This is a genomic window from Streptomyces sp. URMC 129 (assembly GCF_051386415.1).
Taxonomy (GTDB): Bacteria; Actinomycetota; Actinomycetes; order Streptomycetales; family Streptomycetaceae; genus Streptomyces.
The window spans coordinates 1-17,673 of the sequence record NZ_JBPQTQ010000132.1 but is presented as its reverse complement, the minus strand read 5'-3'; the positions used below and the strand labels follow the sequence as shown (position 1 = coordinate 17,673).

General features: G+C 72.4%; 16 protein-coding genes. 11 read left to right on the top strand and 5 right to left on the bottom strand.

The features are described from left to right. Nucleotides 1–346: 346 nt before the first annotated feature. Nucleotides 347–973, bottom strand: coding sequence for a PepSY domain-containing protein (locus ACSNOC_RS23125; protein WP_436749477.1), 627 nt, complete (start codon nt 971–973; stop codon nt 347–349). A 111-nt stretch (nt 974–1,084) separates the two neighbouring features. On the opposite strand from ACSNOC_RS23125, the gene ACSNOC_RS23120 reads away from it, so the two are divergent. Both ACSNOC_RS23120 and ACSNOC_RS23115 read left to right on the top strand, forming a co-directional pair. Beyond that, a complete protein-coding gene (locus ACSNOC_RS23120; protein WP_436749476.1) occupies nt 1,085–1,750 on the top strand; it encodes a response regulator transcription factor in 666 nt (221 codons plus the stop codon). After that, the gene (locus ACSNOC_RS23115; RefSeq protein WP_436749475.1) at nt 1,743–3,218 is read left to right on the top strand and encodes a sensor histidine kinase; all 1,476 of its coding nucleotides are present in this window, start codon (nt 1,743–1,745) and stop codon (nt 3,216–3,218) included. Before ACSNOC_RS23120 ends, ACSNOC_RS23115 begins: the two co-directional genes overlap by 8 nt. On the opposite strand, the gene ACSNOC_RS23110 is transcribed toward ACSNOC_RS23115, so the two are convergent. Continuing rightward, nucleotides 3,199–3,675 (bottom strand): MarR family winged helix-turn-helix transcriptional regulator, encoded by a 477-nt coding sequence (locus tag ACSNOC_RS23110; protein ID WP_436749474.1) that lies wholly within the window; start codon nt 3,673–3,675, stop codon nt 3,199–3,201. The two genes, ACSNOC_RS23115 and ACSNOC_RS23110, sit on opposite strands and share 20 nt — an antisense overlap. Before the next feature lie 134 nt (nt 3,676–3,809). On the opposite strand from ACSNOC_RS23110, the gene ACSNOC_RS23105 reads away from it, so the two are divergent. From ACSNOC_RS23105 to ACSNOC_RS23070, 8 genes are all read left to right on the top strand, one after another. Next, nucleotides 3,810–4,154: a DUF3817 domain-containing protein gene (locus ACSNOC_RS23105; RefSeq protein ID WP_436749473.1), complete on the top strand. Its 345-nt coding sequence runs from the start codon at nt 3,810–3,812 to the stop codon at nt 4,152–4,154. 150 nt (nt 4,155–4,304) lie between these two features. Beyond that, nucleotides 4,305–4,838 carry a MarR family winged helix-turn-helix transcriptional regulator gene (locus tag ACSNOC_RS23100; RefSeq protein ID WP_436749472.1) on the top strand — a complete coding sequence of 178 codons (534 nt, stop codon included), beginning with the start codon at nt 4,305–4,307 and terminating at the stop codon, nt 4,836–4,838. A gap of 18 nt (nt 4,839–4,856) precedes the next feature. Beyond that, nucleotides 4,857–5,192 carry a DUF3817 domain-containing protein gene (locus tag ACSNOC_RS23095; protein ID WP_436749471.1) on the top strand — a complete coding sequence of 112 codons (336 nt, stop codon included), beginning with the start codon at nt 4,857–4,859 and terminating at the stop codon, nt 5,190–5,192. A gap of 111 nt (nt 5,193–5,303) precedes the next feature. Continuing rightward, nucleotides 5,304–7,004, top strand: a complete 1,701-nt coding sequence (locus ACSNOC_RS23090) for an acyl-CoA mutase large subunit family protein (protein WP_436749470.1) — start codon at nt 5,304–5,306, stop codon at nt 7,002–7,004. A gap of 138 nt (nt 7,005–7,142) precedes the next feature. Further along, nucleotides 7,143–8,123, top strand: a complete 981-nt coding sequence (locus ACSNOC_RS23085; protein WP_436749469.1) for a tetratricopeptide repeat protein — start codon at nt 7,143–7,145, stop codon at nt 8,121–8,123. A gap of 462 nt (nt 8,124–8,585) precedes the next feature. Further along, nucleotides 8,586–9,212 carry a DUF6230 family protein gene (locus ACSNOC_RS23080; protein WP_436749468.1) on the top strand — a complete coding sequence of 209 codons (627 nt, stop codon included), beginning with the start codon at nt 8,586–8,588 and terminating at the stop codon, nt 9,210–9,212. 147 nt (nt 9,213–9,359) lie between these two features. Continuing rightward, on the top strand, nt 9,360–9,872 hold the full coding sequence (locus ACSNOC_RS23075) for a DUF6114 domain-containing protein (RefSeq protein ID WP_436749478.1): 513 nt from the start codon (nt 9,360–9,362) through the stop codon (nt 9,870–9,872). Further along, nucleotides 9,862–11,322: a hypothetical protein gene (locus ACSNOC_RS23070; protein WP_436749467.1), complete on the top strand. Its 1,461-nt coding sequence runs from the start codon at nt 9,862–9,864 to the stop codon at nt 11,320–11,322. Before ACSNOC_RS23075 ends, ACSNOC_RS23070 begins: the two co-directional genes overlap by 11 nt. Nucleotides 11,323–11,495: 173 nt before the next feature. On the opposite strand, the gene pyk is transcribed toward ACSNOC_RS23070, so the two are convergent. From pyk to pta, 3 genes are all read right to left on the bottom strand, one after another. Next, nucleotides 11,496–12,923: a pyruvate kinase gene (gene pyk, locus ACSNOC_RS23065; RefSeq protein WP_436749466.1), complete on the bottom strand. Its 1,428-nt coding sequence runs from the start codon at nt 12,921–12,923 to the stop codon at nt 11,496–11,498. Nucleotides 12,924–12,993: 70 nt separating this feature from the next. Continuing rightward, nucleotides 12,994–14,196: an acetate kinase gene (locus tag ACSNOC_RS23060; protein WP_436749465.1), complete on the bottom strand. Its 1,203-nt coding sequence runs from the start codon at nt 14,194–14,196 to the stop codon at nt 12,994–12,996. Then, the gene (pta, locus tag ACSNOC_RS23055) at nt 14,193–16,325 is read right to left on the bottom strand and encodes a phosphate acetyltransferase (protein WP_436749464.1); all 2,133 of its coding nucleotides are present in this window, start codon (nt 16,323–16,325) and stop codon (nt 14,193–14,195) included. Before pta ends, ACSNOC_RS23060 begins: the two co-directional genes overlap by 4 nt. A gap of 242 nt (nt 16,326–16,567) precedes the next feature. On the opposite strand from pta, the gene ACSNOC_RS23050 reads away from it, so the two are divergent. Continuing rightward, nucleotides 16,568–17,593 (top strand): ATP-dependent 6-phosphofructokinase, encoded by a 1,026-nt coding sequence (locus tag ACSNOC_RS23050; RefSeq protein WP_436749463.1) that lies wholly within the window; start codon nt 16,568–16,570, stop codon nt 17,591–17,593. Nucleotides 17,594–17,673 lie beyond the last annotated feature (80 nt).

The window sequence follows — 17,673 nt, the reverse complement described above, 5'->3', positions numbered from 1 at the left end:
ACCCCGGACGTGCCCCAGGGCCCTCGGGGCCACGTCCGGGGTGCTTCCGCCCGTGGCCCGGTGTGGGGGCTTTTCTTGGGACGCGTCCGCCGGTTCGGGTTTCTTCCCGCTCGCCCGGGGTGGGGGTGGGGCTATTCCCGCCCGTGTGGCCCGGTGTGTGGTGGCTGTCCGTGCGGCTCGGGGTGCGTGTTTCTCCGCGGACGGGCTTGCTGGTTCGGGTTTCTTCCCGCTCGTCCGGGGAGGGCGGACCGCCTGCCGCCGTGCCACGTGGTGGTGGGGTGCTCCCGCCCGTGTGGCCCGGTGTGGCGGGTCCCCGCCCACGGGGTGGGCGGGGGGAGTCCGGTCGTCAGTCGTCGGTGTCGTCGTCCGAGCCGTCGTTCGTGTCTTCGGCCGTGTCGTCCGCGGTGTCGTCGTTCTGCTCCTGCTCCTGCTCCTGCTCCCGTGACGTGATCTCGCCCGAGGCCGGGTCGATCGTCAGCTCGTGCTCCCGGCCGTCGTCGTCGCGGAGTTCCAGTTCCCAGCGGCCGTCGTCCAGCGTTGCCTCGCGGATGGTCGCGGAGGTCTCCTCCTCCGCCAGGGCGATCGCCCGTGCCGCGTCGATCTCGGGCGTCTCGACCGCACTGTCGTCGTCGCCGTCGTCGTCATCGTTCTCCACGCGGCTGGTCAGCACCTCCGTGCCGTCCGCGCTGATCCGGACCGTGTGCCAGTCGCCGTCGTCGCCGAGAACCTCGATCTCCCAGCCGTCGCCGCGCTCGATCTCCGTCACCACGCCCGGGGTGTCGGCCAGCGCCGTCGCCAGGGCCGCGTCCGCCGGGGCGGCCTCGGTCTCGGCCCCGGCCTCGGTCTCGATCTCGGCCGCCACCGGGGTCGTGTCGTCGGGGGCGTCGTCCGAGCCGAGTGCCGCGTTCGCCACCGTTCCGCCGGTGACGACGGCCGCGACTGCCGCGATGGCGATGATGACCTTGCGCTTCATGAGGGGTCCTCCCGTCGTGTGCCAACGACACCGACCATCGCCCACCGATGCTGAAGCGGACCTGAAGCAACCTGAAGGCTTCTTCAGGAACGGTTTGCCAAGCTGGGCCCCATGCGCGTGCTGATCGTGGAGGACGAGAAACGGCTCGCCCGGTCGCTGGCCCAGGGGCTGACGGCCGAGGGCTTCGCCGTCGACGTGGTGCACACCGGCACCGACGGGCTGCACCGGGCCTCCGAGGGGGACTACGACCTGCTCATCCTCGACATCATGCTCCCCGGCATGAACGGCTACCGGGTCTGCGCCGCCCTGCGCGCCGCCGGGAACGAGACGCCGATCCTCATGCTCACCGCCAAGGACGGCGAGTACGACGAGGCCGAGGGGCTGGACACCGGCGCCGACGACTACCTCACCAAGCCGTTCTCCTACGTCGTCCTCGTCGCCCGCGTCCGCGCGCTGCTGCGGCGGCGCGGCCGGGGTGCCGCGCCGGAGCTGCGGGTCGGGGATCTCGCCGTGGACCGGGCCGCCCGGCGGGTCACCCGGGCCGGGGCCGATGTGGCGCTGACCGCCAAGGAGTTCGCCGTGCTGGAGCACCTCGCCACCCGGGCCGGGGAGGTCGTCTCCAAGGCGGAGATCCTGGAGCACAGCTGGGACTTCGCCTACGACGGCGACCCCAACATCGTCGAGGTCTACATCAGCGCGCTGCGCCGCAAGCTCGGCCCCGGTCTCATCGTGACCGTGCGCGGCGCCGGATACCGGCTGGTGGCCGCCCATGGGTAGCGTCCGCGCCCGCGCCGCGCTCGGCGCCACCGCCGTCGTCGCGGTGGCGCTGGTGGCGGCGGGGCTGCTGATGCTGATGACGCTCCGCACCAGCCTGGACGACCAGGTGGAGCTCCAGGCCGAGGTGACCGCCCGCGACGTCGCCGCCCGCCTGGCCACCGACACCGACTTCGCCGGACTCGACCTCGACGCCGCCCACCCCGTGCAGGTCGAGGACCGCGACGGCCTGGTGCGGGCGGTGAGCGAGGACCTGGAGGCGATCTCCGGCACCGGCAACCCCGGGGTCGTCCCGGAGAGTCCGGCCCCCCGGCCACCGGGCGATCCGGGCGGCGGGGACGACGACGATGACGACGACGGCGGGGACGACGGCGGCGACGACGGGGGAACGGCCCTGGCGCCCGGCGAGATCGGCGACGTCGGGAACCCCCGCACCGGCAGCGCCGTCGTGGACGGCCAGCAGGCCGACTACCTGTTCGTCACCGTCGAGGTGACCACGTTCCGCGGCGAGGAGGCCGTCGTCCACGCCGGGGCGCCGCTGAGCGTGGAGCGGGCCGCGCTGGACAGCGTCCGCACCTCGATGGTCGTGGGCGTGCCGCTGCTGCTGGCCGTCGTCGCCCTCGTCACCTGGCTGGTGACCCGCCGCGCGCTCGGTCCGGTGGAGGGCATCCGCCGCGAGATGGCCGCGATCACCCGCTCCCAGGACCTGTCCCGCCGGGTGCCGGAACCGGCCTCCCGCGACGAGGTCGGCCGCCTGGCCAGGACCACCAACGAGACGCTCGCCGCCCTGGAGTCCTCGGTCGAACGGCAGCGGCGCTTCGTCGCCGACGCCTCCCACGAGCTGCGCAGCCCCATCGCCAGCCTCCGCACCCAGCTGGAGGTCGGCGCCGCGCACCCCGCGCTGCTCGACGTGCCCGGCGCCGTCCAGGACACGATCCGGCTCCAGGGCCTCGCCGCCGATCTGCTGCTGCTGGCCCGCCTCGACGCCGGGGAGCGCCCGCAGGAGGGCGACGTGGACCTGGCCGCGCTGGTGGCGGAGGAGGTGGCCCAGCGGACCGGCGACCGGCATCCGGTGCGGCTCACGGCGCCCGGGGGCGAGGGGCTGAACGTGACCGGTTCGCGCGGCCAGCTCGCGCGCGTGCTGGGCAATCTGCTGGACAACGCCCAGCGCCACGCCGCCGGGACGGTGCGCGTCTCGCTCCGCCGCGACGGGGCGGTGGCCGTCGTGGAGGTGGCGGACGACGGGGCGGGCGTGCCGGCGGCGGACCGGGAGCGGATCTTCGAGCGGTTCGTGCGGCTGGACGACGCGCGCAGCCGGGACGAGGGCGGCGCGGGGCTGGGGCTGGCGATCGCCCGCGACGTGGCCGGACGGCACGGCGGAACGCTCACCGTGCGTGACGCTCCGGAGGGCGGCGCCCTGTTCGTGCTGAGCCTGCCGGTGGCGGCGCCCGTCAGGGACGCCCGCGCCTGACGCGCAGGTGGTCCGCGACGGGGGCCAGGGACCGCCGCAGCCGGGCCAGGTCGTCGGCCGACAGCAGGTCGACGAAGTGGCGGCGCACCGACTCCACGTGGTGCGGGGCGACTTCCCGCATCGTGGCCCAGCCGTGCTCGGTCAGCACGGCGAACAGGCCCCGCTTGTCGGAGTCGCAGTTCTCCCGCCGCACCAGACCGGCCCGTTCCATCCGCGTGATCTGGTGGGACAGCCGGCTCTTGGACTGGAGGGTGGCCGCCGCCAGATCGCTCATCCGCATCCGGTGCTCCTCGGACTCGGAGAGGTTGACGAGGATCTCGTAGTCGTTCATGGTCAGTCCGAACGGCTGGAGATCCCGCTCCAACTGGTGCATGAGCAGCCTGCTGACGTCGAGATGCGTACGCCAGGCGCGCTGCTCGTCGTCGGTGAGCCAGCGGGTGCCCGTTTCGGTCTCCATGCGGTGAACTTTAACGAACGGCGGGGACCCACCCCGAAGGCGAGCGGCTGCTGCTGCGACAATGGCAGCGCTTGTGCATCCGTTCACATGGCCGTGCCTGGTGTCCAGGCCCTCTCTCCAGGAAGTCGCATCCGATGGACCTCAAGACCGCCTCCGCCCTGCGCAGGCTCCGCCTGGTGTCCGCTCCCGAAGCGGTCTCCTTCCTCCTGCTGCTGGTGTGTTCCGTGCTGAAGCGGACCACCGAGTTCGACGCCGTGCCCGTGATGGGCATGGTGCACGGCCTGCTCTTCATCGCCTACGTGCTGTTCTGGGCCGACGCCTGGAACCGGGCCAAGTGGCCGCTGAAGACGGCGGGCTGGTACCTGCTGATGTGCCTGGTGCCCCTCGGCGGCTTCTTCGCCGAGCGCCGCCTGCGCCAGGCCCAGGACGCCGCCGTGATCGCGGCGCGCGCCCGCCGCGAGGGCGTCGTCAACGCCTGACCGCGCGCGGGCGGCCCGGCGCCGGACGACGGACGGCGGACGGCCGACGACGGACGACGCCGGGCCGCCCCGGCCGACCCGGACCAGCGCCGGGGATCAATGACGGAAACGGCTCAGCCCGCGTGCTGACCAGCCGGTAGGGTCGCAGGCGTGCCGAAACCGCTCAGCCTCCCGTTCGACCCGATCGCCCGCGCCGACGACCTGTGGAAGCAGCGCTGGGGATCGGCGCCCTCCATGGCCGCGATCACCTCGATCATGCGGGCCCACCAGATCCTGCTCGCCGAGGTCGACGCGATCGTCAAGCCGTACGGGCTGACGTTCGCGCGGTACGAGGCGCTGGTGCTGCTGACCTTCAGCCGGGCCGGCGAGCTGCCCATGTCCAAGATCGGTGAGCGGCTGATGGTCCACCCCACCTCCGTCACCAACACCGTGGACCGGCTGGTCCGCTCCGGACTGGTCACCAAGCGCCCCAACCCCAACGACGGGCGCGGCACCCTGGCCTCCATCACCGACGAGGGCCGCACGGTCTGCGACGCGGCCACCCGCGACCTGATGGCGGCGGACTTCGGCCTCGGGGTCTACGACGCGGAGGAGTGCCGCGAGATCTTCGCGCTGCTGCGCCCGCTGCGGGTGGCGGCCCGCGACTTCGAGGCGGCGGGACCCGGGGAAGATCGCCCCGAATGACCCGTTAGGCTCTTCGGCATGAAGCGGAGTGTGCTCACGCGGTACCGCGTCATGGCCTACCTCACGGCCGTGATGCTGCTGGTCCTTTGCACCTGCATGATCTTCAAGTACGGCTTCGACACGGGCGAGGACGTGACCCTCGTCGTCTCGCAGGTCCACGGGCTGCTGTACATCGTCTACCTGATCTGCGCCTTCGACCTGGGCCAGAAGGCCCGCTGGTCGTTCGGGAAGCTGCTGTGGGTGCTGGTCGCGGGGACGATCCCGTTCGCGGCGTTCGTCGTGGAGCGGAGAATCGCCGCCGAGACGCTGCCCCTGGTCGCGGCGGAGGACGAGGCCGAGCCCGTCGGGGCCTGACGGCCCGGCCACCCGGCAGACGCGCCACCCGGCGTCACCACATCACCCCCGGGGGTCCTCCGGGGGTTCTTCACTCGACAGTTACTAGGAAGTCCTAGTAAATTGGCGGTCATGGACGCTGACCCCATCACCGCGGGCCGTCGCCGCTGGCAGGCCCGCTTCGACGCGGCCCACACCCGGGACGCCGACTTCACGACGCTCTCCGGTGACCCCGTCGAGCCCGTCTACGGCCCCCGCCCCGGCGACCGGTACGAGGGCTTCGAGCGCATCGGCTGGCCCGGTGAGTTCCCCTTCACCCGCGGCCTGCACCCCACGGGGTACCGCGGCCGGGCGTGGACCATCCGCCAGTTCGCCGGCTTCGGCACCGCGGAGCAGACCAACGAGCGGTACCGGATGCTCCTCGCCGCGGGCGGCGGCGGCCTCTCCGTGGCCTTCGACATGCCCACCCTGATGGGGCGGGACTCCGACGACCCGCGCTCGGCGGGCGAGGTGGGCCACTGCGGCGTCGCCGTCGACTCCGCCGCCGACATGGACGTCCTCTTCCGGGGGATCCCGCTCGGCGACGTCACCACCTCGATGACCATCAGCGGCCCCGCCGTCCCCGTCTTCTGCATGTACCTGGTGGCCGCCGAGCGGCAGGGCGTCGACACCAAGGTGCTCGACGGCACGCTCCAGACGGACATCTTCAAGGAGTACATCGCGCAGAAGGAGTGGCTCTTCGCCCCCGAGCCGCACCTGCGCCTCATCGGGGACCTCATGGAGTTCTGCGCCGAGCGCGTTCCCGCCTACAAGCCGCTGTCCGTCTCCGGGTACCACATCAGGGAGGCCGGGGCCACGGCCGCCCAGGAGCTGGCGTACACGCTCGCCGACGGCTTCGGGTACGTGGAGCTGGGCCTCTCCCGCGGCCTGGACGTCAACGCGTTCGCCCCCGGCCTGTCGTTCTTCTTCGACGCCCACATCGACTTCTTCGAGGAGATCGCCAAGTTCCGCGCCGCGCGCCGCATCTGGGCCCGCTGGCTGCGCGACGTGTACGGCGCCACCAGCGAGCGCGCGCAGTGGCTGCGCTTCCACACCCAGACCGCCGGCGTCTCGCTCACCGCCCAGCAGCCCTACAACAACGTGGTGCGCACCGCCGTCGAGGCCCTCGCCGCCGTCCTCGGCGGCACCAACTCCCTGCACACCAACGCCCTGGACGAGACGCTGGCCCTGCCCAGCGAGCGCGCCGCGGAGATCGCGCTGCGCACCCAGCAGGTGCTGATGGAGGAGACCGGCGTCGCCTCCGTGGCGGACCCGCTCGGCGGCTCCTGGTATGTCGAGCAGCTCACCGACCGGATCGAGGCCGAGGCCGAGAAGATCTTCGCGCAGATCCTCGAACGCGGCCGGCGCGCGGTGCCCACCGGGGAACACCCCATCGGCCCGGTCACCTCGGGGCTGCTGAGCGGCATCGAGGACGGCTGGTTCACCGCGGAGATCGCCGAGTCCGCCTTCCGCTACCAGCGGGCGCTGGAGAAGGGCGAGAAGCGCGTCGTCGGCGTCAACGTCCACACCGGCTCCGTCACCGGTGACCTGGAGATCCTGCGCGTCGGCCACGAGGTGGAGCGCGACCAGGTCAGGACGCTCGCCGCCCGCCGGGCCGCCCGCGACGACGCGGCGGTGCGGGCGGCGCTGGCCGGGCTGCTGGACGCCGCCCGCTCCGGGCGGAACATGATCGAGCCCATGCTCGACGCCGCCCGCGCCGAGGCCACCCTCGGCGAGATCTGCGGCGTGCTGCGCGACGAGTGGGGCACGTACACGGAGCCGCCGACGTTCTAGCCGCGCGCCCTCGGTGGCCTCTCCCGCGCCCGCCGCGCCGATGGCTGTAGAGGGCACGGATGCCGGTCCGCCGGACGCGCCCGTGAAGGTGGCGGGTGCGCGTACCGGAACGGCTTCCGGAGGGGGGAGACTGGTCCCATGCAGCCACGCAACATGTCCATGAGCGGAGCCGTCGACCTCTCCGCGGTGAAGGCGGCCGCGGAGGCCAAGCAGAAGGCGGAACAGGCCCGCGCGCAGCGTGCGGCCCAGGCGGCGGGCGCTCCGCAGGCGGGCGCCGCCGCGGTGCGGCTCGTGATCGACGTCGACGAGGCGGGCTTCGAGCAGGAGGTGCTCCAGCGGAGCACCGAGGTGCCCGTCGTCATCGACTTCTGGGCCGAGTGGTGCCAGCCGTGCAAGCAGCTCAGCCCCGTGCTGGAGCGGCTGGCCGAGGAGTACGCCGGCCGGTTCGTGCTCGCCAAGATCGACGTCGACGCCAACCAGATGCTCTTCCAGCAGTTCGGTGTCCAGGGCATCCCCGCCGTCTTCGCGGTGATCGCCGGGCAGGCACTGCCCCTGTTCCAGGGCGCCGCGCCCGAGCCGCAGGTCCGCCAGGTGCTCGATCAGCTCATCCAGGCCGCCGAGCAGCGCTTCGGCATCGTCGGGACGCCGGTCGACCCCGAGGCCGCCGCCGCGGCCGGCCAGGCGCCCGCCGCGCCCGTGCCCCCGGCCAACCCCACGCTGGCCGCGGCGCACGCCGCGCTCGACGCGGGCGACCTCGGCGGGGCCGTGCAGGCGTACCGCAACGTGCTGGCCGACGAGCCGGCGAACGCCGAGGCGAAGCTCGGTCTGGCCCAGGCCGAGCTGCTGGGCCGGGTCCAGGACATGGACCCCGAGCGGGTACGCAAGGAGGCGGCGGACCGGCCCGACGACGTCGCGGCGCAGCTCGCCGTCGCCGACCTCGACCTGGTCGGCGGTCATGTGGAGGACGCGTTCGGGCGTCTGGTGAACACCGTGCGGCGGACGGCCGGGGAGGACCGCGACACGGCCCGTGTCCGGCTGCTGGAGCTGTTCGAGGTGGTCGGTAGTGAGGATCCGCGCGTGATCGCGGCCCGGAGCGCGCTCGCGCGTGTGCTCTTCTGAGTATCCGGACCCTCATACGCTCACTCGCGGCCGCGTTTTACCAAAAGTTGGTAAACGCGGCCGCTGTCACTCTCCGTAAAGGGGAGTGGAGGTTTCGCGGAGGTTACGTCCGATTAGTGGTCGTGTGTACACCCCGGGAGTGTGTGCACCCGGTGAGGAAAGGGGGGCATTTCCCCTTGATCATCCACACGACTATTACTCGCAAGTAACGAACCCCTTGTGTCATCCCGTGAGATGGACCACGATCGGCAAGCCGACGGAGCCACGCGTCGGCCTCGGACCAGGGGGGTTCCCGCCGGCGGTGGGACCTGGTCCGCGTCGAGCCGCGCATCACCCGCGGACAGTGGCTGTCACCGGGGTGCGGCCTTGGTGACAACGCGCTTCTCCTCTCCCGGCGTCCGCCACGCGCACACGACGATCGGCGGGCCGTGGGGAGATGTTCGTCCGAGAAGGAGGAAAGTCATGGAGTCACAGGCTCGCGGCGGTACCAGATGGCGGCGATTCGGGCTGGTCATGGTGCCGAGCGTGGCCGCCACCGCAGCCATAGGCGTCGCTCTCGCCCAGGGTGCGCTCGCCGCTTCGTTCAGCGTGTCAGGGCAGGAGTTCAAGGTCACGGCGGCGACGCTCAACGGCGAGGGGCTCGTTCAGTACGGCTCGTTCGTCGACCCGCCCGGCAAGAACGCCCAGCCGGTCGTGGTCTCGGCGTTCGACAGCGCGGAGATCACGGATCTCTGCCAGTCCGTCGTCATCCCCGGTATTCCGGTGATCGGGGACGTCACCCTCAAGATCGCCGCCGGCACGGATCCGGACAACCCGGTGACGGCCGAGAACCTCTTCATCGATCTCACCCAGCTCGACACCGACGCCACGTTCACCAACATCGACATCGGCGTCAGCGTGGACAGCACCAGGGAGAACGAGGTCGGCCCCGACCCTCAGGGGCCGTACCTGCCCGGGTCGTTCGCGCAGCAGGCGGACCACGCCTACCTCGAGAACGTCGAGCAGACCGCGTGGGCCACCTCCGCGGGCACCTTCAAGCTCAGCGATCTTCACCTGAGCCTGCACCGCGGCAAGAACGAGTGCTTCTGACGGCTTGACCCGGACCTGGGGCGGAGCGGTGTCCGCCGCTTTGTCCCAGGTGCGGGCGAGCGCCGCCTCGCCGCCGCGTCCCGCCACTGAACCCGCTCCACCAGGGGAGTACGTGCCGTGAGCACCAACACCGCAGAACCGTCCCAGATGTCGCTCTTCACCCGGGGACGCCTCGCGTTCCGCAATTTCAGATGGCGGCGACCGTTCTGGGCCGGGCTGTTCACCATGATCGCCGGGCTGCCGATCGCGTGGTTCCCGTACCGGGGCGTCACCTTCGGTGATCTGACGATCCGCATGGCGACCACCGCGGGCGCCGGGTCGATGGTCATCGGGGCGCTGCTGGTGATCCTCGGGCTGACCATGTGGTTCCAGCCGCACGTGCGGATCTTCGCCGGTGCGGCGGCGATCCTGCTGGCCCTGGTCTCCCTGATCGTCTCCAACTTCGGTGGCTTCTTCATGGGGTTCCTCGCCGCGCTGATCGGCGGGGCGCTGAGCGTGGCGTGGGTGCCGGGAGAGGAATCGGCCGAGGCGGAGGACGACACAGGGGACCGGGAGCCGCCGGTGTCCGCCCCCGGCGCCGGCAGCGCGCCGGGCGGCTTCCAGGGGGCCGCACCGGGTCTGGGGAAGGACCCGGGGAAGGGGAAGCAACGTGCCGAGTGAAGAGATAGCCACGGGAGCGGCGTCTCCGGACGAGAGGGCGGCACGGCACGCCGCCCCGCGCAGATCGGTGCTGGACCGCCTGCGCATGCCCGTGGGGAAGGCGATCGCCCTGGCGGCGATGCCGTCGGCCGCCGTGCTGGGGGTGGGGTTCACCTCCCCGCTGGCCAAGGCCGATCCGCAGGGGGACAGTCCGTTCGGGGGCACGTCCTGCGTCGAGATGCGGGACAGCGGCGGAGAGGAGGAGCCCGCCGCCGCGGAGGCGGAGGCGGAGGAGACCGGGGCGGCGGCCCCGGCACCGGAGGAGGAGTCGGCCGCTGAGGAGACCGACCGGTCCGGGGAGCCGGAAGGGTCGGAGGAGTCCGGGGAGCCGGAGGAGGAGACTCCGGAGATCGCCGCCGAGGACACCGCCGGGACGCGGCGGCCCGAGGAGGAGGCCGCCGAGGAGGAGGCGAGCGCCGAGACACGGCCCGAGGAGGAGACCAACCCGCTCGACCCGCTGGGGCTCGGGCAGGGGCTGAAGGACCTGGGGACCGGCCTGCTCGACCTGCTCACGCCCGACCAGGGCACCGGGAACGGCGAGGACGGCGACGACGGTGGCGAGGGGGACACGACACCGGCCGAGCCCACCGAGCCGGAGGTGCCGACCGAACCGGAGCAGCCGACCGAGCCGGAGGTGCCGGAGCAGCCGGAGGAGCCCACCGAACCGGAAGAGCCGGAGTCGTCCGGGGATCCCGGGGAGCCGACGGAACCCGAGGATGACGCGGGTAGCACCGACGAGGCGGAGCACGCGGACCCGGCGGAGAACGCCGAGAGCACCGAGAGCGCCGACCCTGCCGTCGCGGCCGGGGACGAGGCCACCGGGGACGGGACCCCCGAGCAGCCCGAGGCCACCGGCGGGGAACCGGCGGCCGAGGCCACCGAAGCGCCCGAGGCCACCGGCGAGGAGGGCGCGGAGCCCTTCCCCTGTCCGGAGGAGCGGCAGGTCGCCGGCACCGACGAGCAGACCCCGTACGCGGTCCCGGACCAGCCCTGGTACCTGGAGGCCACGGCGCTCACCCTGCGGGGCCTCGACTACCACGGCGTCGTCAACATCACCACGGAGAACGGCACCGTCAAGCAGGCCCTGAAGTTCACCGCCGACGAGGTGGACATCCTCGACCTGCACCAGATCGTGGAGGGGGAGGGCGTCTACAACCACGTCGCGACCGACCCCGGCTCGACCTCGACGTTCCGCGACGGCACGGTGACCATGTACACCGAGCGCCTGCAGGGGAACCTGTACGGGGTCATCCCGATCGTCTTCGACCCCGAGCACGAGCCGCCCCTGGACCTCCCGCTCGCCGTCTTCACCGATGTCCACGTCACGCAGGCCGCCCAGTTCGGCGGCACCCTGACCCTGCGGGGCATGGACACCTACTTCTCGACCCAGGGCCCGTCGTCCACCGGCTGACCACCGGATCGACACCACGCCGCCGGGCCCAGTGGCTCCGTTCCCGCGGGGTCGCTGGGCGCCGTCGGCCAGGTGCTCCCGCAGGCTGCGCCCTCGGGGGCCGGGGGAGTCCCGGGGGCCCGTCGTCCACCGGAGGGACCGCGTCACGCCGGGCCCGTGGCTCCCCGCTCTCGTCAGACCCCGTGGCCGCCCAGGTGGTGGACGCGCACCATGTTGGTCGTGCCCGCCACGCCGGGCGGGGAGCCGGCCGTGATGAGCATGGTGTCGCCGGGCGCGAAGCGGTTCAGCTTCGACAGCTCGGCGTCCACCAGCTCCACCATCTCGTCGGTGTGGTTCACGTGCGGCACCACGAACGTCTCCACGCCCCAGCTCAGCGTGAGCTGGTTGGCGGTGGCCGGTTCGGACGTGAACGCCAGGATCGGCTGCACCGCCCGGTAGCGCGACAGGCGCCGGGCGGTGTCGCCGGACTTGGTGAACGCCACCAGCGCCTTGCCGTCGAGGAAGTCCGCCATCTCGGCGGCGGCCCGCGCCACCGAACCGCCCTGCGTGCGCGGCTTCTTGCCCGGCACCAGCGGCTGGAGGCCGCGCGACAGCAGCTCCTTCTCGGCGGCCACCACGATCTTCGACATCGTCTTGACCGTCTCCAGCGGATACCGGCCGACCGAGGACTCCGCCGACAGCATCACCGCGTCGGCGCCGTCCAGGATCGCGTTGGCCACGTCGGACGCCTCGGCGCGCGTCGGGCGGGAGTTGGTGATCATCGACTCCATCATCTGGGTCGCCACGATCACCGGCTTGGCGTTCCTGCGGCACATCTCGATCAGCCGCTTCTGCACCATCGGCACCCGCTCCAGCGGGTATTCGACGGCCAGGTCGCCGCGCGCCACCATCACGCCGTCGAAGGCGAGGACGACCTGCTCCATGTTGTCCACCGCCTGCGGCTTCTCGACCTTGGCGATGACCGGCACCCGGCGGCCCACCCGGTCCATCACGCGGTGCACGTCGCGCACGTCGTTGGCGTCCCGCACGAAGGACAGCGCCACCATGTCGACGCCGAGCCGCAGCGCGAACTCCAGGTCCTCGATGTCCTTCTCGGACAGCGCGGGCACGTTCACGGCGACGCCGGGCAGGTTGATGCCCTTGTGGTCGGAGATCACGCCGCCCTCGATGACGATCGTCCGCACCCGGGGGCCGTCCACCTCGGTGACCTGGAGGGACACGTTGCCGTCGTTGATCAGGATCGTCTCGCCCTTGGCGACGTCGCCCGGCAGGCCCTTGTAGGTGGTGCCGCAGATCGACCGGTCGCCCGCCACGTCCTCGGTGGTGATGGTGAACTCGTCGCCGCGCTTGAGCTCCACCGGGCCCGCCGCGAAGGTCTCCAGCCGGATCTTCGGCCCCTGGAGATCGGCCAGCACGCCCACCGCGACGCCGCACTCCTCGCTCGCCTTCCGCAGGCGGTGGTAGCGCTCCTCGTGCTCGGCGTGCGTGCCGTGGCTGAAGTTGAAACGGGCAACGTTCATTCCCGCCTCGATCAGGGCCTTGAGCTGTTCGAAGGAATCGACGGCGGGGCCGAGCGTGCAGACGATTTTGGAACGGCGCATGGTGGCGATCCTATCGATTTGTTCCGAGGCGGAATAATTGACGGTCTCAGGGTAGCGAAACGAGCGGATCTCAGCGCCCGATCAGCGCGAAAGCCTGGGTCGCGATCTCCAGTTCCTCGTCCGTGGGCACCACGGCGACAGCGACCCGAGCGTACTGCGGGGAGATCAGCCGAGGCCCGTGCGTACGCGCGGAGTTCAGCCGTTCGTCGACTTCCGGGCCCAGCCCCGACAGCCCCGCGACAGCCGCCGCCCGCACCGGCGCGGCGTTCTCCCCGACGCCCGCGGTGAACGCGATCGCGTCCACCCGGCCGAGCACCGCGGTGTAGGCGCCGATGTACTTCTTCAGCCGGTGGATGTAGATGTCGAACGCCAGCCGCGCCTCCTCGTCGCCCTCGTCCACGCGGCGGAGGATCTCCCGCATGTCGTTGTCCCCGCACAGGCCGGCCAGCCCCGAGCGCTGGTTGAGCAGCGCGTCGATGTCCGCCACCGGCATGCCGGCGACCCGCGACAGGTGGAAGACCACCGCCGGATCGATGTCACCGGACCGGGTACCCATCACGAGCCCCTCCAAGGGGGTCAGGCCCATCGACGTCTCCACGCACCGCCCGCCCGCCACCGCCGAGGCGGAGGCGCCGTTGCCCAGGTGCAGCACGATGACGTTGACGTCGGCCGGGTCCCGGCCCAGCAGTTCGGCCGTGCGGCGCGCGACGTACGCGTGCGAGGTGCCGTGGAAGCCGTACCGGCGGATCCGGTGCTCGTCGGCGGTCCTGACGTCGATCGCGTACCGCGCGGCGTGCTCCGGGAGGGTGGCGTGGAACGCCGTGTCGAACACCGCGACCTGCGGCACGCGCGGGTTGAGCCGCCGCGCGGTCCTGATCCCGGCCAGGTTCGCCGGGTTGTGCAGCGGTGCCAGCGGCACCAGCCGCTCGATCTCGGCCAGCACCGCGTCGTCCACCACGGTCGGCTCGGTGAACCGCCGGCCGCCGTGCACCACCCGGTGCCCGACCGCCGCCAGCTCCGGCGAGTCCAGCCCGAGGCCGTCCGCCGCCAGTTCCCCGGCCGCCGCGCTCAGCGCCGCGCCGTGGTCCGGCACCCGGGCCTCCCGCTCGCGGCGCTCGCCGCCCGCGGGGGTGTGCACCAGGCGGCCGGAGCGCTCACCGATCCGCTCCACCAGGCCGGTGGCGAGGCGGCTGGTGTCCGCCATGTCGAGGAGCTGGTACTTCACCGAGGAGGAGCCGGAGTTGAGCACCAGCACCCGCGTCGCCCGCGTCACGTTCCGCCTCCTTGCCGTGGAGCCTGTGGGGTCTGTAGGGCCTGTTGGGCCTGGATCGCGGTGATCGCGACCGTGTTGACGATGTCCTGCACCAGCGCGCCGCGCGACAGGTCGTTGACCGGCTTGCGCAGGCCCTGGAGCACCGGGCCGACCGCGATCGCGCCGGCCGACCGCTGCACGGCCTTGTACGTGTTGTTGCCGGTGTTGAGATCGGGGAAGACGAGCACCGTCGCCCGCCCGGCCACCTCCGAGCCCGGCAGCTTCGTCGCCGCCACCGACGGCTCCACCGCCGCGTCGTACTGGATCGGGCCCTCGACCTTGAGGTCCGGACGCAGCCGCCGCACCAGCTCCGTCGCCTCCCGTACCTTCTCGACGTCCGCGCCCGCGCCCGAGGTGCCCGTCGAGTACGACAGCATCGCGATCCTCGGCTCCACCCCGAACTGGGCGGCGGTGGCGGCCGACTGGATGGCGATGTCCGCCAACTGGGCCGCGTCCGGGTCGGGGTTGACCGCGCAGTCGCCGTACACCAGCACCTTGTCGGCCAGGCACATGAAGAAGACGGAGGAGACGATCGACGCGTCCGGCCTGGTCCTGATCACCTCGAACGCGGGCCTGATCGTCGCCGCCGTCGAGTGCGCCGCGCCCGACACCATGCCGTCGGCCAGGCCCTCCGCGACCATCAGCGTCCCGAAGTACGACACGTCCGCCACGATGTCGTGGGCCAGCTCGTAGGTGACGCCCTTGTGCGCCCGCAGCCCCGCGTACATCTCCGCGAACCGCTCGCGCAGCGGCGACGTCACCGGGTCCACGATCCGCACCGAGGCCGCCTCGCCCTGGTCCGGGGACCGCAGCTCGATGCCCAGATCGGCCGCCTTCTTCCGGACGACCGCCTCGTCGCCGAGCAGCGTCAGCTCGCACACGTTGCGCCGCAGCAGCACCTCCGCCGCGCGCAGCACCCGCTCCTCGGTGCCCTCCGGCAGCACCACGTGGCGGCGGTCGGCGCGCGAGCGCTCGATCAGCTCGTGCTCGAACATCATCGGCGTGACGCGGTCGCCGCGCGTCAGCGAGATCCGCCGGGTCAGCTCCGCCGTGTCGACGTGCGTCTCGAACAGGCCGAGCGCGATCTCCGCCTTGCGCGGCGTGGCGGCGGTCAGCCTGCCCTCCAGCCCGGACAGCTCGGTCGCGGTGGGGAACGAGCCCCCGGCCACCGACAGCACCGGGGTACCGGGAGCCAGCCTGGCGGCCAGCGCCATCGTCTCCCGGCCCGGGTGCTCGCCCAGCGTCAGCAGCACCCCGGCGATCGGCGGCGCCCCGGCGGAGTGCGCGGCCAGCGCCCCGACGACCAGGTCGGCCCGGTCGCCCGGGGTGATCACCAGGCAGCTGTCGGTCAGCGCGGTCAGGAACGTCGGCAGCATCGCGCCCCCGAAGACGAAGTCGCGCACGTCGCGCGCCAGGCCCGTGCCGTCGCCCTGGAGCACCCGCGCGCCCAGCGCGTCCACGACCTGCGCGACGGTCGGCGCGGCGAGCGCGGGGTCCTCGGGCAGCGCGTACACCGGCACCGGCAGGTGGCCCGCCAGGTGGCGGACGGCCCGCACGGCGTCGCCGTCCGCGACCCGGTTGGCGATCATGGCGACGACCTCGCAGCCGAGCGAGGCGAAGGCGTGGTGGGCGTTGCGCACCTCGGCGACGAGCGCTTCGGCGCCCTGGCCGAGGCCCGGCACCACGGCCAGGACGCCCGCGCCGAACTCGTTGGCCAGCCGCGCGTTGAGCGTCAGCTCCGCCGGGAGCTGGGTGTCGGCGTAGTCGGTGCCCAGGACCAGGACCACCGGGTAGTCGCGGGCGACCGCGTGGTAGCGGTCCACCAGGCGGGTCACCAGTTCGTCCATGCCCCGCTCGGCCTGGAGCGCCGCCGCCTCCGCGTAGCCCATGCCGCGGGCACCCTCGGGCGGCTGGGCCAGGCGGTACCGGCTCCGGAGCAGGTCCAGCACCGGATCCGGCCCCTCGTGGACCAGCGGGCGGAACAGCCCCACCCGGTCCACCTGCCGGGTCAGCAGCTCCATCACCCCGAGCTCGACCACCTGCCGGCCGTCGCCGCGGCCGATCCCGGCCACGTACACGCTGCGCGTCACGCCGTTTCCCGTCCCCTCCACGAGCTTGGCCGCCGGAAGCGGGGGCAACATCCCATGTGGCCTGCCTCTCCTCCGACCGTACCCGCGTCCAGGGGCAGGGCGCGCGCCGGGTGCGGCCCGAGCCGTTCGAACGACACCGCACGTCGTGACACAATTCGGGCGGCCGCGAGGAAGCGACCACCACCCTCACCCACCCTCACCGTCCGTTCCCCAGTTTCGACAGCGAGCAGGAGAGCAATCGCATGCGCATCGGAGTTCTCACCGCGGGCGGCGACTGCCCCGGTCTGAACGCAGTGATCCGGTCGGTCGTGCACCGCGCGGTGGTGGACCGCGGCGACCAGGTGATCGGTTTCGAAGACGGATTCAAGGGTCTGCTGGAGGGCAGGTATCGCGAGCTGGACATCAACGCGGTCAGCGGCATCCTGGCGCGCGGCGGCACCATTCTGGGCTCCAGCCGCCTGGAGCGGCACCGGCTGCGCGAGGCGTGCGACAACGCCGAGGCGTTCCGGCGCGAGCTGAGCCTCGACGCGCTCATCCCGATCGGCGGCGAGGGCACGCTGACCGCCGCCCGGATGCTGTCGGACGCGGGGATCCCCGTGGTGGGCGTGCCCAAGACGATCGACAACGACATCTCGGCCACCGACCGCACCTTCGGCTTCGACACGGCCGTGGGCGTGGCGACGGAGGCCATCGACCGGCTGAAGACCACGGCCGAGTCGCACCAGCGGGTGATGGTCGTCGAGGTGATGGGCCGGCACGCGGGCTGGATCGCGCTGGAGGCCGGGATGGCGGGCGGCGCGCACGGCATCTGCATCCCGGAGCGGCCGTTCCAGGTGGACGACCTGTGCAAGATGATCGAGGAGCGGTTCGCGCGGGGGAAGAAGTTCGCGGTGATCTGCGTCGCCGAGGGCGCCCGCCCGGCCGAGGGCTCGATGCCGTACGAGCGCGGCGAGATCGACCCGTACGGCCACGAGCGGTTCACCGGCATCGGCAACCGGCTGGCGAACGAGCTGGAGCACCGCCTCGGCAAGGAGGCCCGCGCGATGATCCTGGGCCACATCCAGCGCGGCGGCACCCCGACGGCCTACGACCGGGTGCTGGCCACGCGCTTCGGCTGGCACGCGGTGGAGGCGGCGCACCGCGGCGAGTTCGGCAGGATGACGGCGCTGCGCGGCACGGAGATCGTGATGACGCCGCTGGCGACGGCGACGATGGAGCTGAAGCGGGTCCCGCAGTACCGGATGGACGAGACCGAAGCGGTTTTCTGAGACCGCCCGGGCATCCCACAGGATGACACCGGGCGGCCCGGGGGGGGGGCCCGGGGTGAGCCTGGATGAGGCACTGGTCG

Coding starts and splice junctions, on each gene's coding strand:
- ACSNOC_RS23105 (WP_436749473.1), top strand. CDS start 3,810: ATGGACCTCAAGACCGCCTCCGCCCTGCGCAGGCTCCGCCTGGTGTCC.
- ACSNOC_RS23080 (WP_436749468.1), top strand. CDS start 8,586: ATGGAGTCACAGGCTCGCGGCGGTACCAGATGGCGGCGATTCGGGCTG.
- ACSNOC_RS23120 (WP_436749476.1), top strand. CDS start 1,085: ATGCGCGTGCTGATCGTGGAGGACGAGAAACGGCTCGCCCGGTCGCTG.
- ACSNOC_RS23085 (WP_436749469.1), top strand. CDS start 7,143: ATGCAGCCACGCAACATGTCCATGAGCGGAGCCGTCGACCTCTCCGCG.
- ACSNOC_RS23110 (WP_436749474.1), bottom strand. CDS start 3,675: ATGGAGACCGAAACGGGCACCCGCTGGCTCACCGACGACGAGCAGCGC.
- ACSNOC_RS23095 (WP_436749471.1), top strand. CDS start 4,857: ATGAAGCGGAGTGTGCTCACGCGGTACCGCGTCATGGCCTACCTCACG.
- pyk (WP_436749466.1), bottom strand. CDS start 12,923: ATGCGCCGTTCCAAAATCGTCTGCACGCTCGGCCCCGCCGTCGATTCC.
- ACSNOC_RS23115 (WP_436749475.1), top strand. CDS start 1,743: ATGGGTAGCGTCCGCGCCCGCGCCGCGCTCGGCGCCACCGCCGTCGTC.
- ACSNOC_RS23050 (WP_436749463.1), top strand. CDS start 16,568: ATGCGCATCGGAGTTCTCACCGCGGGCGGCGACTGCCCCGGTCTGAAC.
- ACSNOC_RS23075 (WP_436749478.1), top strand. CDS start 9,360: ATGTCGCTCTTCACCCGGGGACGCCTCGCGTTCCGCAATTTCAGATGG.
- ACSNOC_RS23125 (WP_436749477.1), bottom strand. CDS start 973: ATGAAGCGCAAGGTCATCATCGCCATCGCGGCAGTCGCGGCCGTCGTC.
- ACSNOC_RS23090 (WP_436749470.1), top strand. CDS start 5,304: ATGGACGCTGACCCCATCACCGCGGGCCGTCGCCGCTGGCAGGCCCGC.